We start from the raw sequence: 17,919 nt of genomic DNA, 5'->3' as shown, positions 1-17,919 counted from the left end.
GTGTATGATCCCCATTGCAGTGTTTATTTGAAGTTCGCACCTCAAAATTCACACAGCTTTGGGGATTTTCCATTAAGTTTAAACAGCTTCATTATTTATCTATTAATCCTATCCCTCTTGCGTGTACATATAAAACCACTCCTGCGGCTCCATCTGGCTTTTCTATTTATTTTTTTCTATTTATTGCTTCTGTTTGGACTGACCACCTCTGGATTAGCACAAGTGATTACAACAGTGGCGGGCTTCGGCAGCGAAAATGTGCCCGCTACATCCACTCAGTTGAGTGAACCCTTTGGTGTAGCTGTAGATGGGAATGGTAATCTTTACATCGCCGACCGGGCTAATCATCGCATTCGCAAAGTCAATCCTTCAGGGATGATTACTACAGTGGCCGGTACGGGTAATCAGGGCTATAGTGGCGATGGAGGTCTGGCCACCTCGGCCCAGTTATACTCCCCTTTTGGTGTGGTTGTTGATGGTAGTGGTAATCTCTACATCGCCGATTTTGGTAACTGCCGTATTCGCAAAGTCAGCCCTTCGGGTATAATCACTACTGTGGCTGGTACGGGTAACGCTGGCTATAGTGGCGATGGAGGTCCGGCCACCTCGGCCAAGTTACAATACCCTTTAGATGTAGCTGTTGATGGCAGTGGTAATCTCTACATCGCAGATCGAGATAATTACCGCATCCGTAAGGTAAATGCGTCAGGAGTAATTACTACCGTGGCTGGTACGGGCACTTATGGCTATAGTGGAGATGGAGGTCTGGCCACCTCTGCTCAGTTGAATAACCCTTATAATGTGGCAGTGGATGGCAGTGGTAATCTCTACATCGCGGATACGTACAACAACCGCATCCGTAAAGTTGACACTTTCGGAGTGATTACCACGGTAGCTGGTACAGGTAATCAGGGCTACAGTGGGGACGGAGGGCAAGCTACCTCCGCTCGCTTGGACTTTCCCTATAGTATGTCGGTGGATGGTAGTGGCAATCTCTATTTCTCGGATGGCAATAACCATTGCATACGCAAAATAAGCCCGTCAGGAGTAATCACCACTATTGCTGGTACAGGTAATGGTGGTTATAGTGGAGATGGAGGGCCAGCTACCTTAGCCCAATTGTATTATCCTTTTGGTGTAGCTATAGATGGCAACGGCAATCTTTACATCGGTGATTATACTCACAATCGTATCCGCCAAGTAAATACGTCTGGGATAATTACCCCTGTGGCAGGTAATGGAACAAAGGGCATTGGGGGCTATAGTGGCGATGGGGAGCAGGCCACCTTCGCTCAGTTGAGTGAGCCTTATGGTTTAACAGTGGACAGTAATGGTAATCTTTACATCGCGGATCGGAATAATCACTGCATCCGAAAGGTGAGCCCTTCGGGTATAATCACTACTGTGGCCGGTACGGGTAACGCTGGTTATAATGGGGACGGAGGGCAGGCTACTTCCGCCCAGTTATATTCTCCTACTGGTGTAGCAGTGGACGGCAATGGAAATCTTTACATCGCGGATCGGGATAACCATCGAGTCCGTAAGGTAAGCCCTTCGGGTGGCATTATGACCATATCGGGTACTGGCGATGCGGGTTACAGTGGTGATGGGGGACAGGCCACTTCCGCTCAGTTGTACACCCCTTTTGGTGTGACGGTGGATGGTAACGACAATCTCTACATCGCTGATTTTGGTAATCACTGCATCCGTAAAGTGAGCCCTTCGGGTATAATCACTACTGTGGCCGGTACGGGTAACGCTGGTTATAATGGGGACGGAGGACAGGCTACTTCCACTCAGTTGGATTCTCCTACCGGTGTGGCTGTAGATGGCAATGGTAATCTTTATATTGCTGATCAATACAACCATCGTATCCGTAAGGTAAACACGTCGGGAAGGATCATCACGGTAGCCGGAACAGGCAGTCCAGGCCTATTTGGAGACGGGGGGCAGGCAATATCAGCTTGGTTATATTACCCCACTGATGTAGCGATAGATGGTAGTGACAATCTCTATATCGCGAATGGTTTCAATCGCATCCGTAAAGTGAACTCTTCGGGTGTGATTACCACGGTAGCCGGTACTGGCGCTTATGGCTATGGTGGAGATGGAGGCCCAGCCACTTCTGCCTGGTTGCGATCTCCTTTTGGTGTGGCAGTAGACGGCAGTGGCAATTTCTATATTGCTGACCTGAATAACCATCGTATCCGCAAGGTAAGTGCCCCCTATAACGTGTGCTTTTCCTTGAAGGCGGGAAATTGGACTGACACGAGCGTGTGGTCCTGCGGTAGGGTGCCGGTCAGCACAGATACCGTACAAATCAATCACCCCGTTAGCTTACCAGATAGCTATCAAGGCCACGCACTGAATATGTATTTTGGAGTCAATGGGCGATTGTTAATGAACGCTTATAGCAGAGTAGAGCTTGGCCTGCCATAAGCTAATTAATAGTTATAATTCGTATGCTCTTTAAGAATCTCTAACCTAACTCTGCTATCATCAATTCCATGCAGCTTCCTTCAAAGGAACAAAGATTGAACCATTATCTGGCAACCGTTGCCAATCATTTTATAGATATTACTTCACTTATTTCTCAATCCAGCAACTGCTGTTTTTGTCTTGATATTTTCGTCTGATAATCAGGTGTTTATGTGGGGAATTTAAGCGTCTTCAGGAGCACGAAAAATAAAAAAACGGCCTATACAATGCGTATATGCCGTTTTTTTATTTCATTGTTTATGCTGTTGTCAGTTGGTTTGTTCGTCAGGAAACCATCTGGGATTTATAGCACATCCAGCACATTTTTCCCGGTTTTTAGCTTTTTCAGCCGCAGCAGCGCTTCGATGTAGTAATAATCGGCGTAGTTGATCGATGCGTCGATTTCACTGTTATTGGGCTTATGGCCCGTGCTGTGCAGCAGGAATGCGCTGTTTGTGGTGCGGCTCTGGTAAGCTGCCGAAGATAAGCTGTTCAGCATTTGTTCGGCTTTGGTGCGGTAGACGGCTGCTTTGGTCTTATCATTCACCAGTGTCGACAGTTCGAGCAAGGCCGATGCTGTAACGGCTGCCGCCGAGGCATCTTTGGGGGCGTTGGGAATATCGGGGGCATTGAAATCCCAGTAGGGAATCAGGTCATCGGGTAAGCGCGTTAGATACACATCCGATACCTTCTGGGCAAAATCCAGAAATTTCGGATCTCTGGTTTCGCGGTAGGTCATCGTATAGCCGTAGATAGCCCAGCTTTGCCCTCTGGCCCACATGGAGTTGTCGGCGTAGCCCTGATGCGTAACGCCTTTTATCTTTTTGCCGGTCTCGCGGTCATAAACCACCACATGATAGGAGGTATGATCGGGACGAAAATGGTTGTTCATGGTTGTTGTTGCGTGCGAAACGGCCATGTCGTAGAGTCGTTTGCCACCTCCATTCTTCGACGCCCAGAACAGTAGTTCGAGGTTGATCATGTTGTCCATAATGGTGTTGTGCTGCGGCCATTCCATGTTGGGCACCGGTCGCGGCCACGACAGAATCGTACCAACTTTAGGATTAAACAGCGTGGCCAGCGTATCGGCTGCAGCCAGCAGATTTTTTTTGTACGCCGGATCACGGGTTAACCGCAACCCATTGCCGAAACTGCAATACATCTGAAAACCCAGGTCGTGGTCGATGGCTTTCTGATAGGCCAGCGGGGTCAACTCTCGGGTGAACGTATCGGCTTTGGCTTTCCACCGGGCATCTTTGGTATATTCATAGAGATACCACAAGGTGCCGGGCCAGAACCCGCTTGTCCAGTCTTTATAGCCGACGTAGTTCCAGGTGGTTTTACCATTCAGTATGTTACGGGGAAGGTTGGGTTGAGTGGTGGGGATAGAAGCGGCCGTTTGAGTGGCCTGACGAACGCAGTAATCCAACTGCGCATTCACATTAAATGCTGGCCGTGGCACAAACGCCAGTAGTAGAATCAGGAGATAGCGCATAAGGGCAGAATTATTTTTTCATGACAGGATTTATAAGATTGACAGGATTGTAGCCGTATGGGCAAATCCTGTCAATCCTGCCGAAAGAGCCTATCGTACAGGTGTCAACCAAACGGCTTGACCACCACGGGGTAAGAGATTCATATCGAGCGACTGTCCAGCTTTTACGATCTGGGTCGCCACCCGTACCTGCGTTTTCGTCGCCACAGCCGGATCGTCGGAATAGATGTGAGCCGTGTAAGTTTTGCCCTTGGGCAGAAAATCCAGCGGCAGCTTAAGCATCCGACCGTCGTTGTTGGTAATTGTACCCACAAACCAGTCGTTGCCACTCCGGCGGGCAATAGTCACGTATTCGCCAATGGCATCGTGAATCACACGGGTATCGTCCCAGACGGTCGGCACGTTGGCAAAAAATTCGATTTCCGGTTCACCATTATAAAGAGCGGGCTTATCGTACCAGAACACCGACTGCAACGGGCTATACGAGATGACGTTCATGGCTAGCTGGTGCGCGTGCGTATTTTTCAGCCGCTTATCGTAATAGCAAATGGTGTAATCGCCAGCCCCGGCCAGGTAGCGTGTGAAAGGAAGAATCGTGTTGTGGGTAGCATCGGGAAACTCCTCGTTACCGCGAATACCCTCCTGCGTCATCACGTTCGGATAGGTACGGCTGGTGCCGGTTGGCCGGTATTCGTCGTGGATATTAACCATCAGATTGTTTGCCAATGCCTTACGCTTGGCTTCGGTTAGCCACGTCATCCAGCGGTGCGAACCAACTTCCACAAACCCGAACTTCACGCCTTTGACGCCCCATTTCTTGTAGAGCGGAAAAATCTGGTCCATCTGCTTGTAAAGCGCCTGCAAGTTCACGTACAGAATCACACCCACATTCTTTTCGTTGCCATAAGCGATCACTTTGGGCATGTCGATAGGGGCGACAACCTGCCGGGCATCCGACTGAAAGGTAAATGCCGGACCATACCATTTCCAGTCGAACAGGATGTATTGCAGGTTGTGAGCAGCCGCAAAGTCGATGCACGACATCGCGCCTTCGGTGGTCAGGGTTACTTCCCGCATCATCTTTCCCGGTTTAATCCAATCGGTGTTAGCGACAGTTGCGGGTGGATTCAGATTCAGCAGAATATCGTTGTTTTCGAGCAGTTTACCCGGACGTTCAGCTACCATCACCACCCGCCAGGGCGTTCCGACGTCCGACATCAGATCAGCACTCTCGTACATCGACGTGATAATGGTATTCGGTTTGTCGGGCGAGAGTTTGAACTTGGTCATGGCGTAGTCGGTCAGCTCAGCTTCGGCCAGACTAACGTAGAGGCCATTCAGCAAAGCAAGCGTCAACGGACGCTCTGATGTCTCTGGCCAGGCAGCAAGGGGTAGTTTCTGATAGGCTCCCTGCGCCCAGGCGGTATACCAGGCTTTTGTTTCGGCGGGTAGCGTAAACTCGCTGTTTTCGGCCATTACCCGGTAGTACAGGCCTTTGGGGTGTTCTGGGAAGAAATACCGGAAGGCAATGCCTTCGTTATAGGTCCGCAAAATTACGTGCAGTTCGTAGTCAGGACTGTCTTCTTTCTGGAGCTGAATGTCGAGCTGGTTGTAGTGATCACGAATCTTACTTCGCTCGCCATAAACGGGTTTCCAGGTGGTATCTTTCGTTGTTTTGACAACGTTTTTGATGGTTAGGTTATCGCACCAGTTTACGCCCAGTGTACCGGGCGGGGTAGTCACTTTATGGGCCATAGCGTGTTCGAACACATGATTGTCGATCTGAACGCCCAAACCCGATTCGAGAATTACCGGCTTTTTCAGGTAATCGACGCGGTAGGTCATCTGGCGTTTGCCAGGGCTCACTTCCTTTTGCGTAAACACAAGCTCCAGTTTACCATCTGGCGATTGCAGGCGGTGTTCTGTCGGTTGACTACGCCCAATCTGAGCTAACAAAAAACAGACAATCAGCGAATAAATGCGTATCATACACATAGGAATAAGGAACACTGATTTTTATGTGAGGATGATTTGTTATGCTCCGTGTTAATCATCTCGATTCTGAAAATCAGTGTTCTATGGTCATTACTTCGTTTCGTCTACCTCAATCCGTAGCAGCTTATCGGAATCGTATTGTGGAGCCACCGTTTTTTGGTTGACCATTAGTTTCCTCACGTTATCAAACCCCAACGAGGCCTCGATCAGTGGCTGCCCCTGTAGCTGTACCTCCAATTCATTCCCGGTTTTTGCCGCATACAGAACTACTTTCGAGAGCGAGCTTATCAGGGGCTTCCCGTTCCGTCGCAGGTAGCTCCCATTACTAATGAAGACCGACGATAACTGGGCGGGGTCTTGCCGGTCGGCACGCTCAGGAAACGTTATGGCTGACAGGTACGCATCCGTTTCCCAACCATTGATTACCGTATTGGCGTTGCGATGCATCAGCCGCCCATCGGCTAGCAGGTTGATATACAATTCGGTGACCTGCCCGTTTTGTGTAATCCGTATACCGATGTAGTTAGTCCCCTCAAACTTTTCGATGATAGGTAGATTACTCCGCCCGGCGGCTCCGCTTGCCCCCGACGACCCGGTTGCGGTCTGGATCGGCCGATTGGTTTCGTCCAATAGCAGAATGGCATTAACAAACTTGGTCCGGTCGGTTTTCTCGGGGGGCGACAACACGTAGTATGGAATCTGCACGTTGGTTGTCCGATCTTTCAGGCCGTATTCTGTCCGAAACTTCATCTTTTCAGGAAGATCGTGCGGATAGCCCAGCGGCAGCATTTCGGGGTATAAGGGCCGAAAAAGAATGGCTGCACTATCTTTCGTGATCTCGAAATCGGGGCCGCGTTTGACGGCTTTGTCGGCAAAATGCAGCAGAAAATCGAAGCTACCGATGTCGTAGGTTTTTACATCGTCGATCACCAGAATCACATTGCCAATCCAGAGAAAATTGCGGTAGTTGCGCAGGAAATTCCGGGAGGTTGGACCGGTTGCATCAGCCAGTAGATATTTCAGTCGGAGCCGCTCCGGCGTGCCGGTCGCCCGACTACCGCCATCGATCAGATTGTAGAGATGTCCCGGATTTTTTACGGCACTGTACTGGTCGCGGGCATCCTGCGCCACACCATTGAACATGAGCACGTTATGAGCGCGACTCGTTACAAAATAGCTACTGTATTCAGGGTTACCGTAGCCTACGTCGCCCCCATCGATCAGCAGGTTTTCGCCTTTATGGTAAAGCACAAACGAGCCCGCATCAGCATGGGCATGGTTCCAGGTAAAACCGCATTTCACCCCCAGCAACGTCGCGTCAGGTTTCCACGAATCGCGCAGCATACCCCAGCCCATCGCTCCGTAGATTGCCGATGTTGGTAAAGCGGGTGTGGCGGGAGCGGGCTTTGCTTCGGGCTGATACAGAAGACCCATGGGTGTACCGACGCCCAGATCTTCCCGAAACTGATTACGGGCCGTATGCTGTAAATACCAGTAATAATCGTCTTTCCCCAAGCCCAGCGCGATCAGTAATTTAGCGGGTCGGTCGCCGTTGGCGAAGTCGTTGCTGTCGCCAAAATTGAGCGACATGAGCGGCCTGTTCGTTGATCGTGGATACGATACATTAATAAACCAATCAACAGTTTTTTGCAGCAGCCTGTCATACGGCATACTAATGGCTCCCTGTGCATTTGTGTAGGCCAGCCGAAACAGCAGGTATTCCGACACACCATAATTGGCATAGCTGACGCTTTCGTAAAACCCACCGGCCGGATCGAAGTTCGATGGTTTGTTTTCCAGTACACTTCCCGCAAAAGCAAACCACTGGCGGCTGTCCTGCATAATATCGGCGGCCCATTGTTTAGCCTGTGGCACTTCACTCATGACGGCCAGCGACGCGACTCCCGCTTCAAAAACGATGGCAGCCCACCAGTTGTGCCCCATGTTATTGAGCGACTGAATTCGCTTGTCTTTCGATACCCAATCGGCGATGGACGGTTCAATGCCCAGCTTCACGATCTTACTGGCAATGGCTTTACGTTCGTCCTTGGTTAGGGCATTATAAATAGCATCGAACGTTACGGAAGCAGCCCAGTTGTTGTGGCTGGTTCCCAATCCGGCATTCCAGCGTGGGCTACGGTCGTCCATACCATCCCAGAAAGGGCGACTGACTAACTCATTGAGCAATGTTTTAGCCCGATCAGCATAGCGACTATCACCAGTCATAGTGTATGCCAGTGCCAGTTGTTCCATATTACCCCCTTTAGGCTCCGCCAGCCATGTATCGCACCGCTGCCGGATGGCGTTCCAGCGATTGGCCAGCAACGTATCGGTTTTGATCCGCTCTTTCAGCCGTTCGGTTCGTTGCGGGGTATAGAACAGATATGGATGGGCTTTCTGGGCCTGGGCGGCATTCACGCCAAAAAGCAGGGCAAGCAGACTAATGATTAAGGCTTTCATAATTCGAGGTAAAAGGACTGTTCGACTGGGGTAGCCGATTGTATTTTCTGCCCCACACAGGTGCCGTATTGCCAGGCAACAACGGTTATTTTCATGGGCATTTTGCTCCGGGGTGGAATGGCCGTAAACACCAATCGATTCTGGTCAATCACCGCCGGACCTTCTTTTACGTAATAGTATACCGGCAACCGGGCATCCGAAACGGCCTGTAACGGAATGGCTTTTACCACTACCTTCTGATTCGGGATAGTCGGGAATGTAATGGTTTGCGGCTGACCCTCCCGGTTGGCGATGGGAAAGCGCATAGCAGCCTGCTGGACAATACTTTTATACGTTTGGTCGCCATCGTTCGATGCCAGCAGCCAGATGTCGTTTGAACGTTTGGGATTCGCAAAACCCATGCGGTAAAAGCTGATCTGAAACGTCGTATCGTTCAGTTTTCGAACAGGACCGCAAATTCGGTCGATGGTGATGCGTGTGCGAGCGTGTTCGGGAGTCGGTTGTATGCGTGAGGTATCCGTAAACAAACTCTTCAGATGAAATGTAATACCGTCGGCATCAGGCCAAAACGGCAGTTGATAGTTGGCATGTGCTTTTGTGGGCTTCAGCAACTGACCATTTTGCATAAATCCCAGCTGTTGCAGTTTTTTACCTCGGGATTTACCGTAAATAGCTTCAGTAGCCTCGGCCATTTCCTTATCGAAACACCAGCTTGCTACGCGTTTATCGCCTTTGTAAACCGCATACGGAGCGGGTTTTGCCGTGGGTAAACTGTCGCGTCGCCAGCGGTCCATCAGCCAGCCTTGCCGGGGATCAATCGGTTTCAGCACAACGGTATCCTGCTGGCCCGACGTTTTGGGTAATCGGTAGTTAGCCGCCTTTTCGAGATAGAGCGCCAGAAACCGAACCATAGTATCGGAATTATCGAAATGGCCCCGACCCGCATCGGCCAGCAGGCTAAACGGGGTAGCTGGGTGGTTAGCCACATAAGCAAAAGCTGGGGTGAGTCGGTCTTCCCACCACTCGTATTCGCCCATGACCATCAGGCCCGGTACACCATCGATGGTTCGTCCGGCCCAGTCGGGATTTGGTCGCCCGCTACCCGTCAGATTGGTTTGGGGCGCATCACCATGAATGGACAGGATAGCCAGGGTTCGGCCGGGATTCCAGGCGGCAAAATTCCACGGATAGCTAGCCAGTGCCGAATGCCCAAGCGGAACAACCGGAGCAATCTTTAGTTCGGTATAGCCCGATACCTCGGCCAGTCGGGTCATCATATCGGTAAATTCGATGCCAGCCCCTTTCGATGAGCGAGTCGGATTCCAGTCGAAGGTCTGGTTGAACATAGGCGTTACCCACACGATAGCAAAGCCTAGTCTGATCATGGTTTTCCGAAAGTCGGGATGCTCAAAAATGCCTTCTTCGAGCATATTGTGCTGCCCGACCACGACACCCCGTACGTATTGGCACTTGTCGGGAATCCACAAAAAAGCCTGCGGATGATCGTTCGTTTCCGACGACGTTACTGATTGAACCGGAACCGACCATTGCCATACCTGCGCCCATGCGGAGCCGTGCAGGCACAGGATAATCCCAAAAACAACCGTTAATACATTCCTGACAATCATACGTCGCAATTAGCTGACCTTTCCGCAGGCATGTCCAACGACTCACGCTGGATCATTCTTCGTCGGGAAGCTCTCTGCCAGGAAATAGACAGGTCGAATGGACTGATACCCTTGTCTGGGCCGATATTGACGAAAATAAGAGCCTGTTTAAATTTTTGTAGGACAGGCATTTTTGTCATTGCGACGCAGGAGCAATCTTCGGAGCAGTCTCTTTTTAAGAGTCCCGAAGATTGCTCCTGCGTCGCAATGACAAAAAAATATGCTTACTACAGGCTCCTTTTAGGAAATTCAAACAGGTTCTAAGATCAGTTGATTTCGTCGATGATGATTGCCTGCCCACCTTTGGCCTTCAGACTGACCGGAAGCGTATCGCCCTGTTTCACTGCAACGACTCGTTTCTGAATACCGCCCGTTTGGTCATCTTCGTACAGGGTTGCCTGATAGGATTTGCCCGGTGCAAGAAACAGGAGCGGCAGTGATCCCGTCCAGTCCGATAAGCCAGCCGCCGAACCGATGTACCACGTTTTACCCCGCCGACGTGCTACGCTGATATGTTTACCGATTTCGCCGGTCAGGTAATGGCTTTCATTCCAGACGGTAGGCACTCGCCTGAAAAATTCGATTTCGCCCTCATCGTTGTAGTCGGTGGGGTTGCCATACCAGAAAATCGCCTGTAAAGGGCTGAAATACACAACCGACAGCGCCAGTTGCTGACCTTTGCTGACCTGTAACTTGGTCTTCAGGAGGTTGTCGCTAAAGTAGCGGTTGGTATTGGGGTAACAGAACGTATAATCAGCGGCCCCGGCCAGAAAGCGGGTGAACGGCAACACGGTATTATGGAATGCATCGGGGTTGTTTTCGTTGCCACGAATGCCTTCCTGGGTCAGCAGATTGGGAAATGTTCGACTCAGGCCGGTCGGCTTATAGTTGTCGTGAATATCCAGAATGAAGCCATAATCGTAGACCTTTTTGATCGCTCCGGCCAGCCACGTGATACCTTCCTGGGTTAGCCCGTCCACAAACCCGAATTTCAGCCCGGCAATACCCCATTTTTTGTACAAAGGCAAAATATCATCCAGCCTGGCCCGTAGCCCAACCCGGTTCACGTACAGGATGACTCCTATGCCTTTTTCCTTTCCATACTGAATCACTTTAGGCATGTCGATAGCCGGAATCACCTGCGTCGGGTCGGATGTGGTGCGGAACTCGGACCCGTACCAACCCGCATCGAACATAATGTATTGAAAATCGTGTTTGGCGGCAAAGTCAATACAATTTAGCCCACCCTGTGTAGTCAGTGATGAGCGGATTAGCTTACCCGGTTTAATCCAGCCCGGAATGGCCTGGGCCGTCGGCGGGCAGAGCCGCAGAGGAAGGTCACTGAATGCATGTAAACCGATGGCCGAGGTGGCCACGCTAATCGTACGCCAGGGGGTTCGAAAGCCCGCCGTTGATTTAACGGAGTCCTTTTCGAAGGCAACCGCCAATGAATTAGCGACTGTCCCTTTCGTCAGAACGGGTTTTGTATAGTTCGGGTTGTCGGCTTCACCAATCGACAGAAAGAGTCGTCCGTTGGTCAATGTGGCCGGGAAATCGCAGGTTTTTTGCAGCTCACCAATGGTCGTTGGCGTAAATACCGACTCTTCGTTATACTGATAGATGGTGTAGTTGTCCGTCAGCGCAAAGGTGGTTTGTTCGGCCCGAATCAGCCCGGTTTCGCTATCTTTCTGTTTCGGTAACCCATACCGAAACGCTACGCTCCCGTCGAACACACGAGCAACGACCTGAAACAAAACGGTTCCTGACTGACAATCGAGAGTCAACTCGTTATACGTATTCGTAATGACATCGTTTTCACCCAGCGGCCACGGTATCTGTTCGTTGTGGGCACGTTGCCCTGATTTCTTAACCACAACCTGTTGCCCGGCAGCCGTTGTGTTTAATTGGAAGCCAAGCGCCGACCAGTTCAGTACAGGTTCACCGGCAAACAGAATCCGGTAAGTGAGCACCTTCTGATCATTAACGGATACCTCTATACGCGTCTTTCCGTCGGGCGAACTGGCATGATACGTTGTAGGTTTCGGAACTGCCGTTGCTAACGAAGTAGCTAACAGGACAATCCATACGATCTGATAAATCTTCGCAGTCATTCTACATTCAACGTTGATAGAACACGGATTTCTATGATAGTATGATTTATACAGATTAAAATCACAATGATCATAAAAATCCGTGTTCTATTTAAGGCAAATTTTAGTAAATAGATACTTACCAGCCTGGATTTTGAGTTAGCTGCGGATTCAACTGGATCTGCTGTGTAGGAATCGGAAGAAGGTAGTTCTTATCGCTAAACGAGCGGCTTCCATCAACAATCAGGTTACCATCGGCATCTTTGGCGGTTGAGGCTTGTGAAGGCCATAGTGACTGGTATTCGGTGCCCGTCCATTTGATACCAACCAGTGGTTGCTTCATTACGTCTGCAGCGGCCCAGCGTTTGATATCATCTACCCGGAATCCTTCATAAAACAATTCCACATTACGTTCTCTACGGATTTCGGTACGCATATCCAGTCCATTGGCCTGTACAAGAGCATTGCTAAGTTTGGGCATCGATTTATTGACCCGCAGTCGAACCAAATTCAGTGATTTGTCCAGGTCGGCATCGCTAATCGTTCCATTTCGTTCGAATACAGCCTCGGCATAGTTCAGCAGCACTTCGGCATACCGGATCACCGGATAGTCGTAGCCTTCTTCGTTATCGGCTACAGCCCGTTCCGAAATCCATTTCTGGTTGGCATAACCACTGAGACTATTGGCATAAGGTTTGAACGGCGATGCATTGGCGGTTGCCCGATCGGCCGCTCCGCCTGTCCAGTCGACGCGTGGGTTGTTGATTCCGAACCAATAGTAGCCATTGGCTTGCTTCAATGTATACTGCATTCGGTTATCACGATTCTGGAATTCCGAATTCATGGTCGTATAGCCTTTAAAAAGCGCGGATTTTTCGATAGGTAATCCATCTTTACCCAGAAATTGATTGGCGAAATTTTTGGTTGGATTCGCATTATTAGCCTGCCGAGACACATTCTGGCGAATTTGGCGAAGTGTCCAGTCGTAGCGATTAGCCAGAATGTATTCGTTGTTCGCACTTTTGGTCAGGTTGGCCGGATTTGATTTCTGATTTTCAAGAATAAACAGGTATTTCTGCGCCGAATCGCCTAAGGCCGCTGGAGCAAATAGTTGGTACTGGCCACCCGTAATGACGGTCCCGCTGGCGGTAACGGATACATCGAGGAGCGTATTGGCGCGGGCTGTGTTGTTGCGGAACTTTTGCCAGGTGCCTTCGTATAGCGCGACTCGTCCCAGAAATGCCTGGGCCGATTCTTTGTTGATCCTTCCCTGCTCCGTAGATGCATTCTGGGCTGTTTTGGCCGGTAAAGCTGTAATTGCTTCGTTTAAATCCTTAATGATAAAGTCAACCAGTTCGTCCCGTGTATTGCGGGGAGCCTGTAGCTCGGGTGAGGTTGTACCCAGTGCTTTACTGATGATGGGTACACCGCCAAAAATCTGCAACAGATCGAAATACACGTACGCCCTGAAAAACTTGGCTTCAGCTACATATTTGGCAATGTCGGCCTGATTGCCATAGGTTGCGGCTTTGTCGAGCAAATAATTGATGGTACGGATCTTACTGTAGTTATTGTTGTAGTTAGCGTCGGTTGTCGGTACTGTATTCAGCCCACGACTGTAGGCATTCTGTCCCGCTATAAAGTCACTTTTGATGTCGGAATGGTAGTTTTGAGTAGAGCCATTGGCATCGTAAAGCACATCGATAAACGAGCGTTCGTAGGTGTAAAACTGGTTGGCCGCCAGCATAAAATCGTTGGGCGTTTGCCAATAGGCCGCATCTGAGAGCTGGTCGAGCGGGTCCAGATCCAGGGCCTTGTTACAGCTGTTCTGGGTTAGGGTCAACGTACCCGCCAGCAAATACAGATATAGTTTTCGAAAGGATTTCATTGGGGAAAGAAATTTTTAGCTTTCGGCCAACCGGGGAGCAGACGTTTTATAGCTCCGATCGGCTGAAAACAAGTTCATTAAAAGGTCAGGTTTACGCCCAGCGTGTGCAGCCGGAAGAATGGGTAGCGCGTGAACGTTGTTTCGCTGTTGGCACGCCCTACATTACGTGTTGCTTCAGGGTCCCAGCCATCACGAATGTGGCTGATTTCCCAGAGGTCGTTCCCCGAATAATACACCCGAAGTCGATCTACCTTAATCTTCTTGGTAATGCTCACCGGCAAGGTATAGCCAACGACCAGGTTTTTTAACCGCACATAGGCACCGTTTTCAACCGACCAGTCCGAAATCTGATAGTTGTAGTTATTATACGATGTTGCGTTCTGGCCTGTCGACAGAATGGGATAGTAGGCATCTGTATTGGTCGGTGTCCAGGTTTTGCCTACCCAGAAGTCGGTTTGTCCCTGGAAAATCGAACCGAATGGTACCCGCCAGTTCCCTTCGCGGAAGATCGTGCGTTTACCTACGCCCTGAAATACCGCCTGAAAATCAAAGCCTTTCCAGTCGGCGCCCAGGTTCAGTGCGAAACTGTAGCGCGGATCATCCCGGCCCAGGTATTTCAAATCGCCCGGTACGGTTAACTTCCCATCGCCATTCAGATCTTTGAAGCTGTTATCGCCAATGCGAACACCGGGCAGAGTCGATGTGGTCAGAGGCATGCTAATATTATTGCCGGGAGCCAGCGCACGGGCTGCAGCTAGTTGTTCGGCGGTTTGGATACGCCCCGCATATTCAAGCCCGAAGTACGAGCCGAGGGCATAGCCTTCGACGGCTCCGTTGAAGCCCTGGTTAACGACGTTGGCTCCTCCGTAGTTGAGCAAAATGTTCTGGTTGTCGGTCAGGCTCCCACCAATGCGATAGCCAAACTCGCCAATCCGGTCGTTCCATTGCAACGACCCTTCCCAGCCCCAGGTTTTCAGGAGACCAATATTGGCTGTTGGTGCGCTGGCGCCCAATACGGCCGGAAAAGTCTGTGGCAGCAGCATGTTCCGGTTATATTTAACGAAATAATCGAAGCTACCTGATAGACGGCGATTCAATACGGAAAAGTCAAGCCCGAAGTTGGTCGTTTCGACCCGTTCCCAGGTACGGTTCAAGCTGACTAGGGTCGACGTTGGCGATACCGTTACTACCGGGCTGGCGCCAATGATGGGAAAACCGGCACTGGTTGCGCCCCCTGTGGCAGCTACGTTTAGTAACTGGACATAATCATACAGATTGATACCACTCTGATTGCCCACTGTTCCATAGGATGCCCGCAGTTTCAGATCGTTCAAAAAGGTAAGCTCTTTCATGAAACCTTCCTGCGAAATACGCCAGCCACCGGATAAACCATAGAAGAATTGCCAGCGGTTTGAGGCATCGAATTTGGAGGAGCCATCGTAGCGTGCATTCACTTCGAGTAGGTACTTCTGTTGGTAAGCGTAATTGAAACGCCCGAAATACGACCCGATGGCGTAGTGATTCTGTACTTCGGTTACGCTCTTCGTCGTTGCGTCCCCAATGCCCAGGTTGAGTGAAGGCACATTATCATTAGCGATATAACTTGTACGAGCCTGATATTGATTGGCTTCGTCGCGCTCGTAGTTGGTGCCGACGGTCACGCTGATGTCATGATCCTGCCCAAAGGTTCTGGCATAATTCAGGTAGGCATTGAGCGTAGCATAGGCGTCTTTATTCAGTCGGCGCAGATAGTAGGAATTTTGTCGGGTTGGGTTGTCTGCAGCCTGAAGGGTACCCAGGTAGTTGTACCAGGGGATAACCTTTTGCTGTTCTTTGATATCGGTAGCCGTCCAGTTATAGCCCGCCTGTGCAACCAGGCTCAGATTCTTGCTTAATTGGTAGCTAAGCCGGAAATTGGTAAATACCCGGTTGTTGTACTCCTTATTCTCGCCACCTAGCTCGGCCTGCCAGTTTGGGCTGTATTGCGTTCCCCAGGCATACGGTTTGCCATCGATGGTCGATACCGGAAGGCCCGGTTGCTGGTACTGCCCCATCACATTGCCAATCAGGGTCGGTTGGATAATGTCATTCTTTTCAAGCGAGATGTTCGATTCGAGTTTCAGCTTATTCGTAAACTGGTAATCGTGCGTCAGGCGGATGTTGTAGCGGCTATTGGAGTTCTTTCCCCACTGAAGCAGGCTGCCATCGTTCAGATAACCCAATGATACCCGGTAGCCCGCCCGGTCGCTCCGGCCCGAAATGCTTAAATTATGCTGGGTTGAGGTAGCATTGCCCCACAGCACATCGACCCAGTTGGTGTTAAAGAACGTCTGGTCTTTTACGTCGCCAAAGCCTGGGTTCAGTGGGTTGTTGGCTGGCGACACGGTTCCTCCGTTTGTATAGTCGATATAGCCCGAAGCAGGCGGGTTTAGCATCAGTTGCCCAAATTTATACCACAGAAACGACGTAGGGGCCACGCCATAATAATCGTTGGTTGTCCCATCGACCAGCCCCTGGCCAAACTGCTGCACATTGATCAGATGCGGTTGTAAGCCAGGTACTTTCTGCGAAACGGACCCGTCGTACTGAATGGTTGTTTTGCCTGATTTCGCTCGTTTGGTCGTTACCAGTACAACGCCCCCCGCAGCCCTTGCGCCATAGATAGCGGCTGAAGCATCTTTCAGAAACGACATATTCTCAATATCGTTTGGGTTGATCGAGTTGAGGGCGGCCTGACTACTTACGGCGACGCCATCGATAAGAATCAGCGGTTCGGTACTGTTGGTCGAGGTTGCTCCCCGAATCTGAAAGTTCCAGCTTGCCCGCCCTGGAGCAGCCGATGCACGGGTAACGATTACGCCCGGTACCTGCCCCTGCAACGCCGAAAGTGGGTTATCGACAACCCCTCTGTCCTGAAATACCTTGTTATCAATCGTTGCAATGGAGCCGCTCAGGGTAGCCCGTTTCTGCGAACCATAGCCCACAACTACTACTTCATCCAGACCACGGGCTTCGCCTTTGAGCTGAACATTCAGTGATGTTAGTTTCCCTACAACGATCTCCTGTCGTTCGTAGCCGACGAAAGAGAAAACCAGAATGGCTGATTCGTTCGGCACCGCTATTGTATATTTTCCGTTGGCATCGGTAGTTGTACCGCGCGTCGTGTTTTTGATGGCTACCGTTACGCCGGGTAATGGACTATTCTTTTCGTCCGAAACCGTCCCCGAAACCGTCTGGTCGGCGGGGGCAATAGCTATTCTTGTTTCTTTATCAGGTAATACTGGTTCGGACTGACTGTTACCTCGGTCTGTATTTTTCAGGATGATTTGGGAGCCGACTACTTCGTAAGTAACATGCAATGGTGTTAAAAGAGCATTCAACACGTCTGAAAGTGGTTGACTCTGCACCGAAAGGTTCACTTTTCGATCGGACCGGATTACCTGTGGGCTGTAGATGAACCGCACAGAAGCTAGTTTGCCAATCTGTTTGATGGCCTGTTCGACTCGTTGATTTTCAATGGTGACAGAGATGGGCCGATTCAGTACTTCCTGGCCTTTCCCATCGAGGGCCAGTACCAGGCTGGAACACCAGACCAGGATAAAGACCTGATAGAACGCTATTCGCATGATTTTTTGAAAAATCAGTCGTGGTTTTGTATTGGTTCGCATAGATATATGGAAAGATACTCGTTTACGTTTGGCACAAAAAATCCCCTTACCCAGGCAAGGTCTGGATCATCATCAGGGTATTGACTGGTATAATGCAGGGGTAATTCCGTTTGGGCACCGATGGCCTTACGGCTTTGAAGAGTGGGCTACCTGATTTGTAGCGACAGGGTGAGTAGGT

8 protein-coding genes are annotated in these 17,919 nt (G+C 50.4%); 1 reads left to right on the top strand and 7 read right to left on the bottom strand.

From position 1 onward, the window contains the following. Positions 1-117 precede the first annotated feature (117 nt). Entirely contained in the window at positions 118-2,439 is a 2,322-nt protein-coding gene (locus BGO59_RS20245; RefSeq protein WP_293686136.1) for an NHL repeat-containing protein, read from the top strand. Positions 2,440-2,782: 343 nt separating this feature from the next. Here the strand turns inward: BGO59_RS20245 and BGO59_RS20240 are convergent, their stop codons facing one another. The 7 genes from BGO59_RS20240 to BGO59_RS20210 all read right to left on the bottom strand — a co-directional run bounded on the left by BGO59_RS20240 (position 2,783) and on the right by BGO59_RS20210 (position 17,699). After that, positions 2,783-3,973, bottom strand: coding sequence for a glycoside hydrolase family 88 protein (locus tag BGO59_RS20240; protein ID WP_293686134.1), 1,191 nt, complete (start codon positions 3,971-3,973; stop codon positions 2,783-2,785). Positions 3,974-4,063: 90 nt separating this feature from the next. Further along, positions 4,064-5,962, bottom strand: coding sequence for a glycoside hydrolase family 97 protein (locus BGO59_RS20235; RefSeq protein WP_293686132.1), 1,899 nt, complete (start codon positions 5,960-5,962; stop codon positions 4,064-4,066). A gap of 96 nt (positions 5,963-6,058) precedes the next feature. Further along, complete coding sequence (locus BGO59_RS20230) at positions 6,059-8,428, bottom strand: heparinase II/III family protein (RefSeq protein WP_293686130.1); 2,370 nt, start codon at positions 8,426-8,428, stop codon at positions 6,059-6,061. Then, positions 8,425-10,056: a hypothetical protein gene (locus BGO59_RS20225; protein WP_293686128.1), complete on the bottom strand. Its 1,632-nt coding sequence runs from the start codon at positions 10,054-10,056 to the stop codon at positions 8,425-8,427. Before BGO59_RS20225 ends, BGO59_RS20230 begins: the two co-directional genes overlap by 4 nt. A gap of 305 nt (positions 10,057-10,361) precedes the next feature. Further along, complete coding sequence (locus tag BGO59_RS20220) at positions 10,362-12,206, bottom strand: glycoside hydrolase family 97 protein (RefSeq protein WP_293686126.1); 1,845 nt, start codon at positions 12,204-12,206, stop codon at positions 10,362-10,364. A 118-nt stretch (positions 12,207-12,324) separates the two neighbouring features. Further along, a complete protein-coding gene (locus BGO59_RS20215) occupies positions 12,325-14,073 on the bottom strand; it encodes a RagB/SusD family nutrient uptake outer membrane protein (protein WP_293686124.1) in 1,749 nt (582 codons plus the stop codon). A gap of 77 nt (positions 14,074-14,150) precedes the next feature. Continuing rightward, complete coding sequence (locus BGO59_RS20210; RefSeq protein ID WP_293686122.1) at positions 14,151-17,699, bottom strand: TonB-dependent receptor; 3,549 nt, start codon at positions 17,697-17,699, stop codon at positions 14,151-14,153. Between the last annotated feature and the right edge of the window lie 220 nt (positions 17,700-17,919).

Source organism: Spirosoma sp. 48-14, assembly GCF_001898575.1.
GTDB lineage: Bacteria > Bacteroidota > Bacteroidia > Cytophagales > Spirosomataceae > Spirosoma.
Note: the sequence above shows the minus strand (reverse complement) of the source record. Positions and strands in the feature narration are given on the sequence as shown.

What these genes read in the sequence shown, in the direction of transcription:
- BGO59_RS20240 (WP_293686134.1), bottom strand. Translation starts at nt 3,973, where the DNA reads ATGCGCTATCTCCTGATTCTACTACTGGCGTTTGTGCCACGGCCAGCA.
- BGO59_RS20235 (WP_293686132.1), bottom strand. Translation starts at nt 5,962, where the DNA reads ATGATACGCATTTATTCGCTGATTGTCTGTTTTTTGTTAGCTCAGATT.
- BGO59_RS20230 (WP_293686130.1), bottom strand. Translation starts at nt 8,428, where the DNA reads ATGAAAGCCTTAATCATTAGTCTGCTTGCCCTGCTTTTTGGCGTGAAT.
- BGO59_RS20225 (WP_293686128.1), bottom strand. Translation starts at nt 10,056, where the DNA reads ATGATTGTCAGGAATGTATTAACGGTTGTTTTTGGGATTATCCTGTGC.
- BGO59_RS20220 (WP_293686126.1), bottom strand. Translation starts at nt 12,206, where the DNA reads ATGACTGCGAAGATTTATCAGATCGTATGGATTGTCCTGTTAGCTACT.
- BGO59_RS20215 (WP_293686124.1), bottom strand. Translation starts at nt 14,073, where the DNA reads ATGAAATCCTTTCGAAAACTATATCTGTATTTGCTGGCGGGTACGTTG.
- BGO59_RS20210 (WP_293686122.1), bottom strand. Translation starts at nt 17,699, where the DNA reads ATGCGAATAGCGTTCTATCAGGTCTTTATCCTGGTCTGGTGTTCCAGC.